Raw genomic sequence first — 17,344 nt, forward strand, 5'->3', positions numbered from 1 at the left:
TGGTGTTCCTTCTCGTGACGTCGTGGCGTCGTGGCGCTTCGTCAGATCTGGGGTCCGTCGCCCGGTGGTCCGTCGCCGTCACCACCGCCCAGGGCCGCGCCGATCGGCACCGCGAACGCGATGCCCGCGAACGCCTCGTCGCCTCCCGGGTCGGCGATGGAGACGACGATCCCGATGACCAGGCCGCGGGCGTCCAGCAGGGGGCCGCCGGAGCTGCCCGGGTTCGCGGAGGCGTCGAACTGGATGAGCCCGCTCAGGCCGCGGCCCTTGTCGATGCGGGCGGCACTCCGGTTCAGGCCGGACACGACGCCGGTGGAGACGCTGTAGGTCAGGCCCAGCGGGTTGCCGATCGCCACGACGGGCGCGCCCACGGCCGCGGCACCACCGAGCGTCGCCGGGACGAGGATCTCCGGCAGCTTCGCGGGCCGTAGGGTCGCGATGTCACGTTTCGGATCCGACGAGGCGACGACGGCCTTCGCCCGGGTGCCGTCGGCGAACGTCACGGTGACGTCCCCGTCGCCCTTGCCCGAGGCGCCCTTGCCGGGGGTGCCCTTGCCCGACGCGTCCTCGACGACGTGGTACGCCGTCAGGATCGTCCCGTCCTCGGCCGCGATCACCCCGGTCCCGAGCGACTTGCCGGCCTGGACGACCACCACCGACGGCCCGACCCTCCTGAAGACGTCGGGCACCGTGAGCGCCGCGCCGGGCGTCGGCGTCGCGCTCGGCACGGGTGCGGCCTCCCGGCCGTCCCCGCCACCGCTCCCCAGCCAGTACGCGAGCAGCGCCACGACGACGAGGACGCCACCCCCGGCGGCGAACCGCCGGGTCCGTCCGGCCACGGCTCCCCGAGCCTCGGCCGCCTCGGCCCCCTGCGGCGCACGCTCCATCACCCCATACTCATAGATTTAAGTTGAAAGTGCTACAAACTCCGCCTGGGAACTCCGTGAGAAGCCGCGGTCCCGCGCGCGGCACCCGGACGGGGAAGGGGCTCGCGCAGCCTCCCGGCAACCGGTGAAACCCGGCCGAGGGCGTCGTGAAACCGGCGTCGCCGAGGGTGGGGCCATGAGCATCACAGAACTCGGACGTACCGGGGGCGGTCCGGCCCTCGGCGGAGACGACGGTCCGGCCGTACGCGCGGAAGGGCTGGTGAAGACGTTCGGCGGGCACCGTGCCGTCGACGGGATCGACCTGGAGGTACGCCCGGGGGAGATCTTCGGCGTCCTCGGCCCCAACGGCGCCGGCAAGACCACCATGCTGCGGATGCTGGCCACCCTGTTGAGGATCGACGCGGGCCGCGCCGAGATCTTCGGGATCGACGTGGCCGGAAACCCCCACGTGATCCGGCAGCTGGTCGGCGTCACCGGGCAGTACGCGTCGGTCGACGAGAACCTGACCGCCCGTGAGAACCTCTGGCTCTTCAGCCGCCTTCAGGGCGTCGCCGCGCCGCGCGCCCGGAGCGTCACCACGGACCTGCTGGGCCGCTTCGGCCTGGAGGAGGCCGCCGACCGGCCGATCTCGCAGTTCTCCGGCGGCATGCGCCGTCGCCTCGACCTGGCGGCCAGCCTGATCACCAGGCCACCGCTGATCTTCCTCGACGAGCCGACCACCGGTCTCGATCCGCGCACGCGCGGCCAGATGTGGGACACCATCCGCGACCTGGTCGCCGACGGCTGCACGGTGCTGCTGACCACGCAGTACCTGGACGAGGCCGACCAGCTCGCCGACCGCGTCGCCGTCATCGACCACGGCCGCAAGGTCGCCGAGGGCACCCCCGACGAGCTGAAGACCGCGGTCGGCGACTCCACCCTCCAGCTGCTGCTCGCCGAACCGGACGAGGTGCCCGCCGCGGTGGAGGTGGTGCGGCGCGTCCTGGGCTCCGACCCGGTCCTCAGCCCGGAGCGGGGCCGCCTCAACGTCGCCCTCGACCAGGCCGACCTGGCCGCGGACGTACTGATCGCGCTGCGTACCGCCGGGGTGTCGATCACCTCGGTGAGCGTGGCCAAACCCAGCCTGGACGAGGTCTTCCTCGCCCTCACCGGCCACGAGACCGGCGGCGCGACGGGTGGCCACGACACGGGCGGCCGCGAGAGAGGCGACCACGAGACCGGCGGCCACGAGAGAGGCGACCACGAGAGCGGCGACCACGAGAGCGGCGGTCGCGAGACCGGCACGAAGGAGAACCGATGAGCACCGTGATCGCACCCACCGGCCGGACGGTCCGTACCGCCGAACGCGTGGCGGCCGCCCGGCGGCGCGTCTCGCTCGGGGAGACCGTCGGCCAGACCCTGATGATGGCGTGGCGGGCGCTCAAGAAGATGCGCCGCAACCCCGAGCAGTTGTTCGACGTGGCACTGCAGCCGATCCTGTTCACCGCGATGTTCGCCTTCATCTTCGGCGGCGCCATAACCGGGGACGTGCAGAGCTACCTTCCGCTGATGATCCCCGGCATCCTCGCCCAGACCGTGCTGACGACGTGCATGGCCACGGGCACCCAGCTCCGCGAGGACCTGGAGAAGGGCGTCTTCGACCGGTTCAAGTCGCTGCCGATCGCCCGGATCGCGCCGCTCGCCGGCCCGATGGTGGCCGACCTGCTGCGCTACACGATCGCGGCCACCCTGACCTTCGGCATGGGCCTGGTGATGGGCTACCGCCCGGGCGGCGGGGCGGGCGGCGTGCTCGCCGCGATCCTGCTGGCGATCTTCACGGGCTGGTCGCTCGCGTGGGTCTTCACCTGGGTCGGCACGATCGCCCGGAGCGCCCAGGCCGTACAGGGCATCTCGATGATGATCCTGTTCCCGCTGACGTTCCTGTCGAACGCGTTCGTGCCCGTCGAGACCCTGCCCGGCTGGCTGGCCGCGTTCGTACGGGTCAACCCGGTCTCACACCTGGTCACGGCCGCGCGCGACCTCGCCAACAGGGGCGTCGTCAGCGGAGAGGTGGCCTGGACGCTCCTGGCGGGCCTGGTCGTCATCGCGGTCTTCGCGCCGCTGTCGGTGCGCAGCTACAAGCGGCACATGTGACCTCCCCCCGTCACGGTCGCGGATCCGCTCGACGAGGCCCCGCGCCTCGCCGAGCAGGTCGGGGCCGCGCCGGTCGCCGTACCCGGCCCGCAGGACGGCCGTCATCCCGGGCGCGGCCCGCTCCGCGTACGGCTCGATCCGCCCGAAGGTCATGCTGGGCAGGCTGCCGTGGTACGCGAACCGCTCGGCCAGCACCAGCAGCCTGATCGCGTCGCCCGGGGCCACGGCCCCGCGCAGCAGCCCCCAGGAACCGAGCGCGAACAGCATCGAGCCGCACAGCGGGTAGTCCAGGACCGGGTTCTCCGCGGCCAGCAGGTCGCAGTCCCCGACGGCGGCGAACAGCTCCTCGCCGTACCGGACGTCCTGCTGCGAGGCGTGGTGCGCGTACGCCGTCAGGGCGACCGACATCGCGGCGACCGACCACGGTGTGAGCTCCGTGCCCGGCACCCCCGGCAGGCGCAGGGCGTGCGCCCGCTGGACGGCCAGGCGGTACTGCGCGAGCGCGGCGGCCGTCTCGCCGCGGGCGAGGGCGATCTCGGCCGCGCACAGCGAGCCGGTCGCCACCCCGCTGAGCACCGCCTCGTTGTCGTTGATCCGGGTGATCTCGGCGAGCTCGGTCTCGGCCGCGTCGAGGTCGCCGTCGGCGAGCGCGGAGACCAGCAGCACCGAGCGGAGCTGGGTCTCGTCGTCGCCGGCGCCGAGCCGGCTCAGCACCGGGACGGCGGTCCGCGCGTGCCCGACCGCCCGGCGGCGGTCGCCGACCTGCATGCTCAGGTGGGCCAGTATGGCGTGCGTGATCGCCGTGGCCCACGGTCCCTCGTCCTCGCGGAGCATCGTCAGCGTCCGCTCGGCGGCCTCGATCGCCCCGGTCACGTCCCCCGCGTTCTCCAGGACGTGGATGCTCATCTGCGTCGCCGCGACGGCCACGTCGTGGTCGGGACTCCGGCGCAGCTCCGCCAGCCGCCGGCGCATGCCGTCGCGGCCGGCCTCGTCGCACGCGAGCAGCACCGTGGCCATCGCCACCACGCGGGAGTTCATCGTGTCGTCGACGGGCAGTGCCCGCAGCAGGTCGTACAGCGGACCGGCACGGCGGTCGGTGGCGATCGCGATGTTCATGAGCGTGACCACCGCGGCGACCCTGGCCGGCTGGACGAGGTGCGGCGGCGGCGTCCAGCCGGTGACCACCTCGGTGATCGCGTCCTGGTGGACGAGGATGCGGGAGTGGTCGCCGCGGACCGACCACAGCGCGCCGACACCGGTCAGCAACTGCACCGTCGTGGCCGGATCGGTCTCGCCGAGGGCCTGGCGGAGCAGGTCGGCGAGGTTGCCCTCCTCGGCGCCCAACGCGTCGGCCGCCGCGAACTGCGCCGGGCCGAACAGCTCGAAGGCGTGTCCGAGGGCGTACGACGTCGCCCAGGCCCGCTGCGCCCGCCGGGCGGCCTCCTTCTCCCCGGCCTGTTCCAGCCGCATCCGTCCGAACTCCCTGACGGTCTCCAGCATCCGGTAACGCAGTCCGTACGCCGTCTCGCGGACGCTCAGCATCGACTGCTCGGTCAGCGCGTCCACGGCGCGCAGCGCGTCCGGGCCGAGGACGTGCTCGGCCGCGGCCAGCGTGAAACCGTCGCCGAACAGCGACAGCCACCGCAACGCCCGCCGTTCCGGCTCCTGGAGCAGGTTCCATGACCAGTCGATGACCGCGAGCAGCGTCCGGTGCCGGTCGGGGGCCGTGCGGTTCCCGCCGCGCAGCAGGGCGAACCGGTCCGCCAGGCGCCGCGCGATCTCCTCCACCGACATCGTCCGTACCCTGGCCGCGGCCAGCTCGATCGCCAGCGGCAGTCCGTCGAGGCGGGCGACGACCTCCTCGACCGCTCCCTCGCCGATCCGCACGTCCGGGCGGGCGGCCGTGGCGCGCTGGCGGAACAGCTCGACCGCGTCGCCCGCGGGCAGCTCGCCGAGCGGGTAGACGCGTTCGGCGGGGATCGACAGGGGGGCGCGCGAGGTGACGAGCACCCGCAGGTCGCGGGTCGTCACGGTCAGGAACGACACCAGGTCGGCGACGGCCCCGATCACGTGCTCGCAGTTGTCCAGGATCAGCAGCGCCGGGGCCTGGTCGAGATGCCGGGCGATCCGGGCGCGGACGTCGGAGCGCTGCGCGGTGGTCATGGCGCGGCGCCCGCTGACCGAGTCCCGGATCCCGAGCGCCGACCCGACCTCGCCCACCACGCCCTCCGGGGAGGAGACGCCGACGAGCTCGACGAAGTGGGCGACGGGCTGCGCGGCGTTCCTGCCGACGACATGGGCCAGCCGCGTCTTGCCCAGCCCGCCGGGGCCGACGATGGAGATCACCCGGTTCGTCTGCAGCAGGGCGTGCACCGCGCGGATGTCGCCGTCACGGCCGAGCAGCGAGGAGCCGTCGAACAGGATGCCCTCGCGCACCGGCCGGTCGGCGGCGAGGAGCCCGGCGTACACGCGGGCCAGCTCGGGCCCCGGTGCGGTGCCGAGCCGCGCGGCCACGCCCGCGCGGTACCGCTCGTAGCGCTCCAGGGCGGCGGCGGCACCCCGTACGGCGGCCTCGCTGCGCAGCAGGCAGGCGAGCAGCTCCTCGTCGTGCGGCCGGTCGGCCGCGGCCTCCTCCAGCAGCGGCAGCGCGCTCTCGTGGGCGCCGCTCCGGCCCCGCGCGATCGCCGCCACCCGCCGCGCCTCGGCCGCCCGGCCCGCCGCGGCGTCCCTGAGCTCGGCGAGCGGGCCGGTGGCGCCGTCCGGGCCGCCGGCCGCGAGGTCCAGGGCCTCCTCGGCACGTCGGCGGGCGAGCTCGGTGTCGTCCTCGCCGAGCGCGGCCCGTGCCTGCTCCACCAGCGCGTCGAGCAGCAGCGCGTCCACCTGGCCGGCGGGCAGCCCGAGCCGGTAGCCGCGCGGGATCCGCACCACGACGTCGGCATGGGTCGCCGCCCTGGTACGCGAGACGACCACCTGCAGCGCCTTCGCCGGGTTGGCCGGGGCCTCGTCGGGCCACAGCTCCTCGATCAGGCGCTCGTCACCGACCCCGGCCCGCCCGTGCAGGGCGAGCACGGCCAGCAGGGTCCGCGCGCGATCACCGATCACGCGCGCACCCTGCCAGCGGACGCCGTCGAGCAGGACCAGTACGGGAGACACACCCTCAGCTTACGGACATGTCACCCCGGAACCCGGGCGTCGCTCCACCAGGGCATCGGGGCACCGGGGCACCGGAGCTCCAGGGCTCCAGGGCTCCAGGGCTCCAGGGCTCCAGGGCTCCGGGGCGTCCGGCGGCGGGACGGGCCGGTCGTCCGGGATCGGAGCCCGCTCCCGGTCCGAGATTCTCACCCCGGGGCGGCCCCATCGCCCCAGGAACCCGTGTGCGGGACGTTCTCGCAGGCCACGAGGCGTCACGAGGGTGCTTGCACGTGATCGGGGGCGTCGTCCGCCGGTGAAAACCGGATGACATCTCCCGTAACTTGCCGAAATGCTGGGGTAGGGCGATGAGTTTTGTCGGTGCTGTCCGTCACTCTGACATGACCACGACTTCTTGTGAGACCCCCGGCTGGGACGCCAGCCATGACCGTGCCATGCCCGACGATCCAGATCGAGGAACCGTGTCGACCCCGCAGACCGACTCACCCGCCAAGCAAGCGACCACCGCCCCGGGTCGCACCCCGCCCGTGATCCGGCTGCTGGTGCTCGCCACGTTCGTGGTCATCCTCAACGAGACCATCATGATCAACGCGATCCCGCGGCTGATGGGCGCGCTGAACATCACCGAGCAGACCGCGCAGTGGCTCTCGACCGCCTTCATGCTGACCATGGCCGCCGTCATCCCGATCACCGGCTGGTTCCTGCAACGGGTGTCCACCCGGGGCGCGTACGCCACCGCGATGAGCCTGTTCCTGCTCGGCACCGCGCTGGCCGCCGTCGCGCCCTCGTTCGAGGTGCTGCTGGGCGCCCGCATCATCCAGGCGTCCGGTACGGCGGTGATGATGCCGCTGCTGATGACCACGCTGATGCAGGTGGTGCCCGAGGAGGACCGGGGCCGGGTGATGGGCACCCTCTCCCTGGCCATCTCGGTCGCGCCCGCCATGGGCCCGACGGTCTCGGGGGTGATCCTGCAGTTCGGATCCTGGCGGCTGCTGTTCGCCGTGGTGTTCCCCATCGCCGCCGTGATCACCTGGTTCGGGCTGAAGCAGCTCAAGAACGTCGGCGAGCCCAAGTACAGCACCGTCGACTGGCTGAGCGTGGTGACCGCGGCCGCGGGCTTCGGCGGCCTGGTCTACGGGCTCAGCCGGTTCGAGGGCGGCGACACCGGCACCGCCGTCACGATCGTGGCGGCCGGCCTGGCCGCCATCGTGGTCTTCGTGTTCCGCCAGCTGTCGCTGCAGAAGCGCGACGTGCCGCTGCTGGACCTGCGCACCCTGCGCCACCGCACCTACACGATCGCTTTGATCCTGATGTCGGTGGCCTTCATGGCCATGCTCGGATCCATGATCCTGCTGCCGCTGTACCTGCAGAACGTCCGCGGCCTCAGCGCCCTGGAGACCGGCCTCCTCGTGATGCCGGGCGGTCTCGCGATGGGGCTGCTCGGCCCGACCATCGGCCGCCTGTTCGACCGGTTCGGCGGCCGGGTCCTGGTGATCCCCGGGGCGATCGGGATCACGCTCGCGCTCACCGGCTTCACCCAGATCACGATGACCATGCCGATCTGGCAGCTCCTCGGCCTGCACGCGCTGCTGATGGTGAGCCTGGCCGCGACGTTCACCCCGGTGTTCACCCTCGGGCTCGGCGCGGTCCCGTCGCCGCTCTACTCCCACGCCAGCTCGATCCTGAGCACGCTGCAGCAGGTGGCCGCGGCCATCGGCACCGCGCTCGTGGTCACCGTGATGAGCGCGCGATCCGAGACCCTGGTGTCCGAGGGGGCCACGAAGGTGCTCGCCGACCTCGGCGGCATGCGGCTGGCCTTCATCATCGGCGCGGCGCTGTCCGTGGCCGTGGTCGTCGCCGCCCTGCTCCTGCCCGCCCGCGCGGACAGGAACGACGAGGCCGAGGAGGAGACCCGGCCGATGGTTCCGGCCTGACGACGGCGGAACGGACGACGGCGGAACGAGAGGACGTGATCCTCCCCGCCGGGCAGGCCGTGCCCGGCGGGGAGGATCACGTCCACGGCCGCGGACCCCGGTGAGGGGACGGCCGGCCCTCCGGGGGAGAGCCGGTCGCCCGTGGGTCAGAGGGTCAGCCGGCGGGTGATGCCGATCGCGTCCAGGAACGGCGCGTCGTGGCTCGCGACGATCAGCGCGCCCTCGTACGCGCGCAGCGCCTCCGTGAGCCGCCTGGTGCTCGCCAGGTCCAGGTTGTTGGTCGGCTCGTCCAGCAGCAGCAGCTGTGGCGCGGGCTCCGCCAGCAGCAGTGCCGCCAGTGAGGCGCGGAAACGCTCCCCGCCCGACAGGGTGCCGGCCGGCCGGTCGGCGCTCGCCCCCCGGAAGAGGAAGCGCGCGAGCCGGGCACGGATCGCGTTGTTCGTCGCCCCGGGCGCGAAACGGGCCACGTTCCCGGCCACGCTCAGGGAGTCGTCCAGGATGTCGAGCCGCTGCGGCAGGAACCGCAGCGGGACGTGGACCTGCACCTGTCCGGAGACCGGCTCCAGCTCTCCGGCGATCGTGCGCAGCAGCGTCGTCTTGCCCGAGCCGTTGCGCCCGGTCAGGGAGATCCGTTCCGGGCCGTGGACCTGGAGCCCGCCGCCCGCCTGCCCGAAGGTCCCGCCGGCCGGGGCTCCGTACCGCAGGCGCAGGTCGCGCAGGGTCAGGACCGCCCGGTCCGGCGGGACGGCGGTGCGCGGCAGCTCGATCCTGATCTCGTCGTCGTCCCGTACGGCCTCCACCGCCTCGTCGAGGCGCTCCCTGGCCTCCGCGAGCTTCTCGGAGTGCATGATCCGGTGCTTGCCCGCGGACACCTGGGCCGCGCGCTTGCGCGCCTTCATGACGACCCGCGGCTCCCGTTTCGTGTCGTACATCTTCTGGCCGTACCGAACCCGCCTGGCCAGTTTCACGTGGGCGTCGGCCAGCTCCCGCTTCTGCCGCTGCACGTCGGCCTCGGCGACGCGGACCATCCGCTCGGCCGCCTCCTGCTCCTGGGCCAGCGCCTCCTCGTAGGCCGAGTAGGTCCCGCCGTACCAGCGCACCTCGCCGTCGCGCAGGTCCGCGATCCGGTCGACCCGCTCCAGCAGGGCGCGGTCGTGGCTGACCACGACCATCACCCCCGACCAGGAGTCCACGGCCGCGTACAGCCGCTCCCTGGCGACCAGGTCGAGGTTGTTGGTGGGCTCGTCCAGCAGCAGGACGGCGGGGCGGGCCAGCAGCAGCGCGGCGAGCCGGAGCAGGACGCACTCGCCGCCCGACAGCTCGCCGACGGTGCGGTCGAGGCCGATGTGCCCGAGCCCGAGCTGGTCGAGGGTGGCGCGGGCCCGTTCCTCGACGTCCCAGTCGTCGCCGACCGCGGCGAAGTGCTCCTCGCTCGTGTCGCCCGCCTCGATGGCGAGCAGCCCGGCCCGTACGGCGGCGATGCCGAGGGCCTGGTCCACCCGCAGGCCGGTGTCGAGGACGACGGTCTGCGGGAGGTACCCGATGTCGCCGGAGGCCTTGACCGTGCCCGCGGAAGGAGTGAGCTCACCGGCCAGCAGCCGCAGCAGGGTCGACTTCCCCGAGCCGTTGAGCCCGATCAGGCCGGTCCTGCCGGGGCCGACGGCCAGCTGGAGGCCGTCGAAGACGGTCGTCCCGTCGGGCCAGGCGAAGGAGAGGGACGAGCAGGTGACAAAGGTGGGGGTATGAGACATGGAGGCCTCCGGTCGTTGCGAGAAGAGCAGGGCAACGGATGGAGACACCGTGAGGGGAGACAGGTCCCGGTCGGGCGGACGGCTCTGCGGCCGAGGTCGCACGCGAGCACACGGACAGCGACGGAGGGTCGCTGCGCGGCACGGTGTCTCAGACCTCAGACGTACAACGTCCTGGCTCCGATCGACGACGACGGGGACCTGTCAACCGTACGAGCGGGACGCGAGGGTTGTCAACGCCATTACCGGGTGACGGGGGCCGTCCAGGCGGGACGGCCCCCGTCGCCGCTAGCGGGTCGTGCAGACGGTTCCATTGAGGGTGAAGACGGAGGGCAGCGTGTTCGGGCCGCTGTAGTTGCCGACGAAGCCGACCGTGGCCGTCGCGCCGGTGGCCAGCGAGCCGTTTCCGGGCTCGTTGACGACCTTGACGTTCTGCCCGGTCTGCGTCCAGACGGCGCCCCAGCCGCTGCCCAGGCTCTGCCACGTCCTGGGCCAGCCGAAGGTCAGGGTCCAGCCGTTGACCGGCGCGCCGTTGTTGGTGATGTCGATGGCGCCGACGTAGCCGTTGGCCCAGTCGGACTGCTTGGTCAGGCGTACCGAGCACGTGCTGGAGGCGGGGGTGCCGGTCGTGAACGTCAGCGGCGCGGAGGGGGCGGAGGTGCCGCCGCCGCCGTCCCGGGCGATCACGTTGACCGTGTAGCGCGTGCCCGGCTTCAGGTTGTTCACGGTGACCGAGGTGCCGCCCGTCTCGCCGACCTGCTCGCTGACGGCCCCGTTCTGGCGGCTGACCTCGTACTTCACGACCGGGCGCGTACCGGCGGAGGCGGCGGGCCAGGAGATCGTGGCGGTGGTGTCCGTCACGTTCGAGACCGTCGGCTGCCCCGGCGCGCCCGGCAGGCCGGCCTGGACGGAGGAGGGACGCAGGACGAGCGTGGTCAGCGAGAGCGGCGGCAGCGTCCGGCCGGTCGCGCTGCCCGTGGCCGACTCGGTGATGCTCGTGGCGCCGTTGGTGTGCGTCAGCACGGTGGGAGCGCCGGGCGCGGGGCTGAAGCCGGAGTAGTCGATCGTGACGGGGTAGGACGTGTCGGACGACGTGTTGATCAGCATGACGGCCAGGTCGCCGTTGGCGCGGCGCACGGCGTGCGCGGTGACCTTCGCCTCGTCGGTCGCGGCCCGGATGAACCGGTCACCGGAGCGGGCGAACCTGCTCACCATCTGCAGCGCGTAGTACGGCGCGAAGGGCGTGTTCACCGCCGGCTCGCAGACGCTGCCGTCGGCGGTGCACGTCCCGCTGGACAGCAGGCCGAAGTCGCCGTAGTCGGTGTGCCCCTCGACCTGCGTGACGGTGCCGATGCCGTTGCGGACGTTCCACCAGTCGACCGTGAACACCCCGTTGGCCAGCAGCGTCGCGTAGGCGTCGGCCGCGGCCAGCGCGCCGGGCTGGGTGTTGGTGCCGTTGGTGTTCGACCCGGTGTTGAACTCGGTCATCGCGATGCCGATCCGCTCCGAGCCCGCTCCGACGTGCCTGGCGATCTGCCGCCGGGTGAGGTCGATCATGTCGGGGATGTGACCGGTCTTGTCGAGGGATCCGGGGTACCAGTGCAGGATCACGAAGTCGATCTTCGATCCGGCGGCGGCCAGGACGACGTCGTTCCAGCTTCCGGTGTCGCCGTCGGCGACGATGGCGTCGGGCCAGTTGGCCGGGGTGGTCAGCACGGCGCCGATCTTGATGGTCGGGTCGACGGCCTTCATCGCGTCGGAGTAGGCCACGACGTGGCGCGCGTACTCGGCCGGGCTCTTGTCGGCGTGGTCGTCGGCCTCCCAGGCGGCGCCGTAACGGCCGTTGCCGTAGTTCTCGTTGCCGATCTCCCAGTACTTGACGCCGTAGTCCTTGGTGACGTTGGCGTACCGGACCCAGGCCGCGGCCTCGGCCGCCGTGCCGGTGCCGTAGTTGGCGGTCACCATCGGCTGCGCGCCGGTGCGCCGCACGCCGCGCATGAAGGTGTCGAAGTCGGTGTTGGGGGCCACGTAGCCGCCGGGAGCGGTGTGGTCGGCCCAGTGGTAGATGTCGGAGTACGAGCCGCCGGGATAGCGCAGCACCTTCACGCCCGCGTCCTTGAGCAGGTCGGCGGTCGTGTCGTTGCCCAGCTGTGTGTCCCAGATCGCATGGTTGGTGCCGATGCCGGTCTCGGGGACGGGGGCGAGCGCGGCGCGGGCGTTCACGGTCACCGCGACCGGATCGGCCTCGTCGGCGTGCGCCACGGGGACGTTCAGGGTGGCCAGCGTCAGCAGAACGGCGGACGCGGCCCGTAACAGGGTTCTTGGCATCGGTGCACCTCGGCAACGGATAGTGGCATTCACACGACGCCCCCTCCTGACCCGGAGGCACCATGATCATGGGTGGTCGCACCGCATCCGTCAACCGTCGGTGAAACTTTCACATCCGCTGGTCACGGCGGTGGACACCGGCCGCGCGCGGGGTCCGGTGCCACGTTCGTCGGGGGGCCGTGCGGTGTGACGATCGGGGTGATCCGGGGTCGCCGGACGATCGGGGACCGTCACACCGCACGGCCTCGTACGGGGTCCCGGCGCGGGCCTCAGGCGGCGCGGCAGGAGACGGACGGCCAGGTCCGGTCCCCGCCGTGCTGGACCGTGAAGCCGAACGTGTTCCCGCTGCCGTTGGGCCTCATCGTCATGACGGTGCCGCTCGAGTCCCAGCTCGGGGTGCCGTTCCAGGTGTTGATGATCCTCTGCGGGCTGCGCACGGTCACCGTGGCGACCCACGCGCCGGTCCCCGAGACGGTGACCGACAGGTTGAACCGGTCACCCCACTGCTGTCCCGGGGAGATCGTGGCCGTGCAGCCACCGGAGGGCGTCGGCGTCGGCGTGGGGGTCGGGGTGGGCGTCGGGCCGGGACCGTCGGCCGGCGCGACGGCCCTGCCGGTCGAGGGCGAGATCATGCCCGCGCACAGGTTGCGGCTCCTGAGGCCGGCGGCGATCTGCGGGATCGCGGCGATCGTCGTCGCGTAGTTGTCGTGCATGAGGATGATCTGGCCGTTCTGCAGGGTGCCCGCGGCCTGCACGATCTGCGCGGTGCTCGCGCCGTTCCAGTCCCGGGAGTCGACGTCCCAGAGGATCTCGGTGAGGCCGAGCTGCTGCTCGATCGACCTGACCGTGGCGTTGGTCTCCCCGTACGGCGGCCGAAACAGCCTCGGCGCGGTGCCGGTGACCTGCTGGAGGGCCTGCTGGGTCCGCTGGAGCTCCGACTGGATCTGCGAGCCGCTCATCTGGGTCAGGTGGGGATGGGTCCAGCTGTGGTTGCCGATCCACATGCCGGCGTCCCGCTGGGCCCGGACCAGTGCCGCGTTGTTCTGGACGTTCTGCCCGACGTTGAACATCGTGGCGCGCAACCCGTTCGACGTGAGCGCGTTCAGCAGGGAGGCGGTGGTACCGGGGTTGGGGCCGTCGTCGAAGGTCAGGCCGACGTATCCGGCGCTGCAGTCGGCCCGGGCACCGCTACCGCCGCTGTCGAGGGAGCGGCCCGTCCCGGTCACCGCGCCGGGCGTGCTCGCGGCGCCCGCCGGGACCGACAGGGCCGACAGGGCCGACAGGGCCACGGTGAACGCCGCGACGAGAATTCCCACGGTGCCCATGACGAGCGCGTTCCGGAGAGCCGGGCGGCGCTTCCGGTGCCCGCCGAGGACGAGAGAGCGATCGATCATGTCTGTTCCTCCACTGGAACACCGATCGGAGACGGGGGATGCGCGTGTTCCGGCCGCGGCTCGCCGCGGCCGGAACACGCAGGTCACAGGGCCGCGCCGAGACGCGATCCGTCATCGTTCACCCGGGTGAAGGTGTGGAGAGCTCCACTCGGGACTCATTCTGTGAAGGCCCACGAAATGTGTCAATGAACTTTCGGAATGTTTCGAAAAAATGAATGTTTCACAGACTTATTGCGCTATGTGCCTGCTGATAAGCGGATGAAACTTTCGGGGGCCGATATTCGGACCGTGGGCGGCGTGGTCGATCCGCAGGTGGCCGGGGGCGTCCGGGCCCTACGGCCGCGTGCCGTGCCCGCCGGACCCGACGGAAGCGTCCGGCCCGCGATCGAGCCCGCGTATCGCCAGGAGTCCCGCGACCGTGACGGGCGCGAGAACGACGTGGCACAGTGCCGGCGTGACCGTGGAGACGGTGTCGAGGTCGGCGGGAATCGTCATGACGGGAATGGTCACAAGGGCGAGCAGTGGGGCGACGACGCTGCCGTGCCGGCGTCGCGCCCCCGCTCCCGGGTCCGGTCGTCGACGCCGGGCGACGTGGTCACGCGCGTCTCCGTCGTACGGTGCGGGTCGTCACCGGCGGAGAAGGTAGGCCTCGATGCGGTCGAACGCCCCGACCCAGGCGTGCCGGCTGAAGAAGTCGCGCGTCTCGGCGTCGGGGAAGCCGCTCTGCACCACGGTGAGGAGCGTCCCCTTCTCGTGCTCCTCGAAGGTGATCTCGACCGTCGTCGTCATGGTCGTCCCGTCCGGGCTGCTGCCGGTGGACTCGGTGACCAGGCGCTTCGGAGGGTCGATCACCATGAAGGTCTGCGTCTCGCGGAACAGGGTGTCGCGATCCGGTCCCCAGACGGCGGTCTGCAGGCCACCGACCCGCAGGTCGACCTCGATCTCGACGACCCCGGGGGTCTCGTCGAGGATGCTGAACCAGATCTTCTGCTTCTCCGCGTCGGTGTAGGCGTCGAAGACCTCCTCGGGGGTGGCGGGGAGCACGCGGGTCAACCGCAGCTGTGCGGTTCCGGTCTGAGCGGTCACTGTTCGGTTCCTTTCCTGAGGGTGAAGTAGGCGTCGAGCCCGTCGAGCCTGCGTTCCCACAGACGCTGGTAGAAGGAGATCCAGGCCATGGCGTCGTCCAATCGTTCGGTCCCCAGGCGGCACTGCCGCGACCGGCCGACCTTCTCGGTGGTGACCAGGCCGGCGTTCTCCAGAACGAGGACGTGTTTCTTCATGCCGGTCAGCGACATGCCGAACGGCTCGGCCAGTTCGCCGATCGATGCCGGCCCCTCGCTCAGGCGGACCAGGATCTGCCGCCGTGTCGCGTCCGCCAGCGCTGAGAACGCTCGATCGAGCGCCAATTGCTGAACCATATGGTTCAGTGTAGGACACTGAACCGAAAGGTGCAATGTCGAGGGCGAGCGGGTTCCGCGGACTACGACGCGGGCTCCGCGTGCCGCAGCCACACGTAGTCGACCGGCTGGGGGGCGTTCCACGCCGCGGCCAGCGCGGGATCGACCGGCAGGAAACCGGCCCCCCGGTAGCAGCGCAGGGCCCGGTCGTTGTCCGGGTGGACCCGCATGAAGACGTCCGCCAGGCCCGTGTCCCGGGCCAGGACGGTCAGCGCCCGCACCAGTTCCCGGCCGACGCCCCTGCCGCGGGCGCCGGGCGCCACGATGAGCCGGGCGAGCTCGACCTCGTCCTCCTCGGTGTCGAGCCAGAGCTCCCCGTAGCCGAGCGGGTCGCCGTCGCCGGAGGGGCCCTCGAAGAGCAGGTGGGAGCGGACGTCCTCGTCCAGCTGCCACCCGGTGACGGTCCGGGGCGACAGCGGGAACTCCGTCCGCGCGCACCACATCTCGACCTCGCGCGCCGAGGTGGGCCAGCCGGCGACCGTGGTCGCGTGGGCCTCGGTGAAGGGCCGCAGATCCATGTCGTGTCCTCTCACTCCGGGGACGCGCCGTCCGCGGGCGCGTTGTGGCGCCGGTAGTAGCGGGCGACGCGGACCCGGTTGCCGCACAGCGCGGCCGAGCACCAGCGACGGCGCGGATGGGCCGGGAGGAAGAGTAACCGGCAGCCCGGCCCGGCGCAGCCGCGGACCCTGCCGATGTCGGGACCGGCGAGCAGGTCCACGGCGGACTCGGCGAGCTCGGCCAGCAGCCTGGCGGTGGGGTCGCCGCCGCGCCTGACCAGGACGTCCGGCCAGTCCAGCTCGCGGTGGGCGGGCGCGTGCCGCAGCGCCTCGTTGAGGACGCGCAGTGCCGGGGCGGGGGGCGGGCCGCCCGCGCGGACGTGCTCGACGCACTCCTGGACCGCCTGGCGCAGCCGCCGTACCGCGTCGAGGTCGACCTCCGCCTCCGGCGGGGTCAGGCGTCCCTGCTGGGCGGCCAGCCAGTCACGGAACGACGCGTCCTCCTCCAGCAGGTCGCCGTCGCGCCACCGGGTGTTGAGCAGGTCGAGCGCGAGCGGCTCTCCGACCAGGATCATGCCGTTAATGGTACATCCGGCGATTGACGCATTAGAAACCTCCTGGCTATAACTAATGCATCATCATCTCTGAAAGGCATGTGGATGACCGTTCCGCACGTGTTCCACCGCTTCCTGGACGTCGGCGGGGTCCGCGTCTTCTATCGGCAGACCGGCCCCGCCGGGACGCCGGACGCGCCGGTGCTGCTCCTGCTGCACGGTTTCCCCTCGGGCTCGCACCAGTTCCGCCGGCTGATGGACGCCCTCGGCGACCGGTACGTGATGATCGCCCCGGACCTTCCCGGCTTCGGGCACACCGAGGTGCCCGAGGGCTTCACGTACTCCTTCGACCGGCTGGCGGACGTCCTGGAGGGGTTCGTGTCGGCGCTGGGGCTCGACAGGTTCGTGATGTACACCTTCGACTTCGGGGGACCGGCCGGCCTCCGGCTGGCCACCCGCGACCCCGGGCGGATCGCCGGTCTGATCGTGCAGAACGCCAACGCCTACGAGGACGGCCTGTCGGACGTGGCCCGGGAGACGATCGCCAACCGGCCGGGTGTCCCCGGGGCCGAGGAGAACGTCCGGCGGCTGTTCGAGCTCGAGGTGACCCGCGACCAGTACGAGGGGGGCACCACCGACGTCGAGCGCATCGCCCCGGACGGCTGGACCCTGGACCAGCACTTCCTCGACCTTCCCGGCCGCAAGGACGCGCAGGCCGGCCTGGCGCTGGACTACCACTCGAACGTCGCCCTCTACCCCGAGTGGCAGCGCTGGCTGCGCGAGCACCGGCCACCCGCCCTCGTCGTGTGGGGCACCCGGGACCCGTTCTTCACCGAGGCCGGAGCCCGCGCCTACCTCCGCGACCTGCCGGACGCGCGGCTCCACCTCTTCGAGACCGGGCACTTCGCCCTGGAGGAGAACCTCCCCGAGATCGCCCCGCTCATCGCGGACTTCGTCGACGACCTGTACGGGACGACACATGCGACGACGGCTCGTACGGCGACGACCTGAGCAAGGACGCCGCGCGACGACGGCCCGCATGGGAACGGCCCGCACGGCGACGGCTCACACCGGGACGGCCCGCGCGACGACGGCCCGCACCGGGACGGCCCGCACGGCGACGGCCCGCACGAGGAGGGTCTCCGCGGGGGCGGGACCGTCTCCTCGCCGGGGACGGGACCCGGTGACCGGCCCCGGGAAAGACGGGGGAACCCGGGCCGTCGTCCTGACGACCCGGGTTCCCCTGCCCGCTCCGCGCGTCC

General features: G+C 72.2%; 13 protein-coding genes and 1 pseudogene. 4 read left to right on the plus strand and 10 right to left on the minus strand.

What is annotated here, in order from left to right; genetic code table 11:
• Nucleotides 1-41 precede the first annotated feature (41 nt).
• Nucleotides 42-887 carry a S1C family serine protease gene (locus tag ACIBCT_RS00085; RefSeq protein WP_399185165.1) on the minus strand — a complete coding sequence of 282 codons (846 nt, stop codon included), beginning with the start codon at nucleotides 885-887 and terminating at the stop codon, nucleotides 42-44.
• Between the two features lie 175 nt (nucleotides 888-1,062).
• Here ACIBCT_RS00085 and ACIBCT_RS00090 point away from each other — a divergent pair, with 175 nt between their 5' ends.
• Together ACIBCT_RS00090 and ACIBCT_RS00095 are read left to right on the plus strand one after the other, a co-directional pair.
• Complete coding sequence (locus ACIBCT_RS00090; RefSeq protein ID WP_399185166.1) at nucleotides 1,063-2,187, plus strand: ATP-binding cassette domain-containing protein; 1,125 nt, start codon at nucleotides 1,063-1,065, stop codon at nucleotides 2,185-2,187.
• The gene (locus ACIBCT_RS00095) at nucleotides 2,184-3,020 is read left to right on the plus strand and encodes an ABC transporter permease (protein ID WP_399185167.1); all 837 of its coding nucleotides are present in this window, start codon (nucleotides 2,184-2,186) and stop codon (nucleotides 3,018-3,020) included. Before ACIBCT_RS00090 ends, ACIBCT_RS00095 begins: the two co-directional genes overlap by 4 nt.
• 1,689 nt (nucleotides 3,021-4,709) lie before the next feature.
• On the opposite strand, the pseudogene ACIBCT_RS00100 reads toward ACIBCT_RS00095, so the two are convergent.
• Nucleotides 4,710-6,173: pseudogene (locus ACIBCT_RS00100) on the minus strand (BTAD domain-containing putative transcriptional regulator); the annotation flags it as partial.
• Between the two features lie 458 nt (nucleotides 6,174-6,631).
• Between ACIBCT_RS00100 and ACIBCT_RS00105 the strand changes: the two are divergent.
• Complete coding sequence (locus ACIBCT_RS00105) at nucleotides 6,632-8,104, plus strand: MDR family MFS transporter (RefSeq protein ID WP_399185168.1); 1,473 nt, start codon at nucleotides 6,632-6,634, stop codon at nucleotides 8,102-8,104.
• Between the two features lie 146 nt (nucleotides 8,105-8,250).
• Here the strand turns inward: ACIBCT_RS00105 and ACIBCT_RS00110 are convergent, their stop codons facing one another.
• The 8 genes from ACIBCT_RS00110 to ACIBCT_RS00145 all read right to left on the minus strand — a co-directional run bounded on the left by ACIBCT_RS00110 (nucleotide 8,251) and on the right by ACIBCT_RS00145 (nucleotide 16,103).
• Nucleotides 8,251-9,855, minus strand: a complete 1,605-nt coding sequence (locus ACIBCT_RS00110; RefSeq protein WP_399185169.1) for an ABC-F family ATP-binding cassette domain-containing protein — start codon at nucleotides 9,853-9,855, stop codon at nucleotides 8,251-8,253.
• Between the two features lie 285 nt (nucleotides 9,856-10,140).
• A complete protein-coding gene (locus ACIBCT_RS00115) occupies nucleotides 10,141-12,180 on the minus strand; it encodes a cellulose binding domain-containing protein (protein WP_399185170.1) in 2,040 nt (679 codons plus the stop codon).
• Nucleotides 12,181-12,449: 269 nt separating this feature from the next.
• A complete protein-coding gene (locus ACIBCT_RS00120) occupies nucleotides 12,450-13,574 on the minus strand; it encodes a polysaccharide deacetylase family protein (protein WP_399185171.1) in 1,125 nt (374 codons plus the stop codon).
• 333 nt (nucleotides 13,575-13,907) lie between these two features.
• A complete protein-coding gene (locus tag ACIBCT_RS00125; protein ID WP_399185172.1) occupies nucleotides 13,908-14,069 on the minus strand; it encodes a hypothetical protein in 162 nt (53 codons plus the stop codon).
• Between the two features lie 132 nt (nucleotides 14,070-14,201).
• Nucleotides 14,202-14,660: an SRPBCC domain-containing protein gene (locus tag ACIBCT_RS00130; RefSeq protein WP_399185173.1), complete on the minus strand. Its 459-nt coding sequence runs from the start codon at nucleotides 14,658-14,660 to the stop codon at nucleotides 14,202-14,204.
• Nucleotides 14,657-14,992, minus strand: coding sequence for a metalloregulator ArsR/SmtB family transcription factor (locus tag ACIBCT_RS00135; RefSeq protein ID WP_344891666.1), 336 nt, complete (start codon nucleotides 14,990-14,992; stop codon nucleotides 14,657-14,659). Before ACIBCT_RS00135 ends, ACIBCT_RS00130 begins: the two co-directional genes overlap by 4 nt.
• Nucleotides 14,993-15,054: 62 nt before the next feature.
• On the minus strand, nucleotides 15,055-15,549 hold the full coding sequence (locus ACIBCT_RS00140) for a GNAT family N-acetyltransferase (protein ID WP_399185174.1): 495 nt from the start codon (nucleotides 15,547-15,549) through the stop codon (nucleotides 15,055-15,057).
• Between the two features lie 11 nt (nucleotides 15,550-15,560).
• Nucleotides 15,561-16,103 (minus strand): CGNR zinc finger domain-containing protein, encoded by a 543-nt coding sequence (locus ACIBCT_RS00145; protein ID WP_399185175.1) that lies wholly within the window; start codon nucleotides 16,101-16,103, stop codon nucleotides 15,561-15,563.
• 84 nt (nucleotides 16,104-16,187) lie between these two features.
• On the opposite strand from ACIBCT_RS00145, the gene ACIBCT_RS00150 reads away from it, so the two are divergent.
• A complete protein-coding gene (locus tag ACIBCT_RS00150) occupies nucleotides 16,188-17,093 on the plus strand; it encodes an alpha/beta fold hydrolase (protein ID WP_399185176.1) in 906 nt (301 codons plus the stop codon).
• Nucleotides 17,094-17,344 lie beyond the last annotated feature (251 nt).

The sequence above is a fragment of the Streptosporangium sp. NPDC050855 genome (assembly GCF_044456585.1).
Classification (GTDB): Bacteria; Actinomycetota; Actinomycetes; order Streptosporangiales; family Streptosporangiaceae; genus Streptosporangium; species Streptosporangium longisporum.

What these genes read in the sequence shown, in the direction of transcription:
- ACIBCT_RS00085 (WP_399185165.1), bottom strand. Translation starts at nt 887, where the DNA reads ATGGAGCGTGCGCCGCAGGGGGCCGAGGCGGCCGAGGCTCGGGGAGCC.
- ACIBCT_RS00125 (WP_399185172.1), bottom strand. Translation starts at nt 14,069, where the DNA reads ATGACGATTCCCGCCGACCTCGACACCGTCTCCACGGTCACGCCGGCA.
- ACIBCT_RS00090 (WP_399185166.1), top strand. Translation starts at nt 1,063, where the DNA reads ATGAGCATCACAGAACTCGGACGTACCGGGGGCGGTCCGGCCCTCGGC.
- ACIBCT_RS00095 (WP_399185167.1), top strand. Translation starts at nt 2,184, where the DNA reads ATGAGCACCGTGATCGCACCCACCGGCCGGACGGTCCGTACCGCCGAA.
- ACIBCT_RS00140 (WP_399185174.1), bottom strand. Translation starts at nt 15,549, where the DNA reads ATGGATCTGCGGCCCTTCACCGAGGCCCACGCGACCACGGTCGCCGGC.
- ACIBCT_RS00135 (WP_344891666.1), bottom strand. Translation starts at nt 14,992, where the DNA reads ATGGTTCAGCAATTGGCGCTCGATCGAGCGTTCTCAGCGCTGGCGGAC.
- ACIBCT_RS00115 (WP_399185170.1), bottom strand. Translation starts at nt 12,180, where the DNA reads ATGCCAAGAACCCTGTTACGGGCCGCGTCCGCCGTTCTGCTGACGCTG.
- ACIBCT_RS00110 (WP_399185169.1), bottom strand. Translation starts at nt 9,855, where the DNA reads ATGTCTCATACCCCCACCTTTGTCACCTGCTCGTCCCTCTCCTTCGCC.
- ACIBCT_RS00120 (WP_399185171.1), bottom strand. Translation starts at nt 13,574, where the DNA reads ATGATCGATCGCTCTCTCGTCCTCGGCGGGCACCGGAAGCGCCGCCCG.
- ACIBCT_RS00150 (WP_399185176.1), top strand. Translation starts at nt 16,188, where the DNA reads ATGACCGTTCCGCACGTGTTCCACCGCTTCCTGGACGTCGGCGGGGTC.
- ACIBCT_RS00145 (WP_399185175.1), bottom strand. Translation starts at nt 16,103, where the DNA reads ATGATCCTGGTCGGAGAGCCGCTCGCGCTCGACCTGCTCAACACCCGG.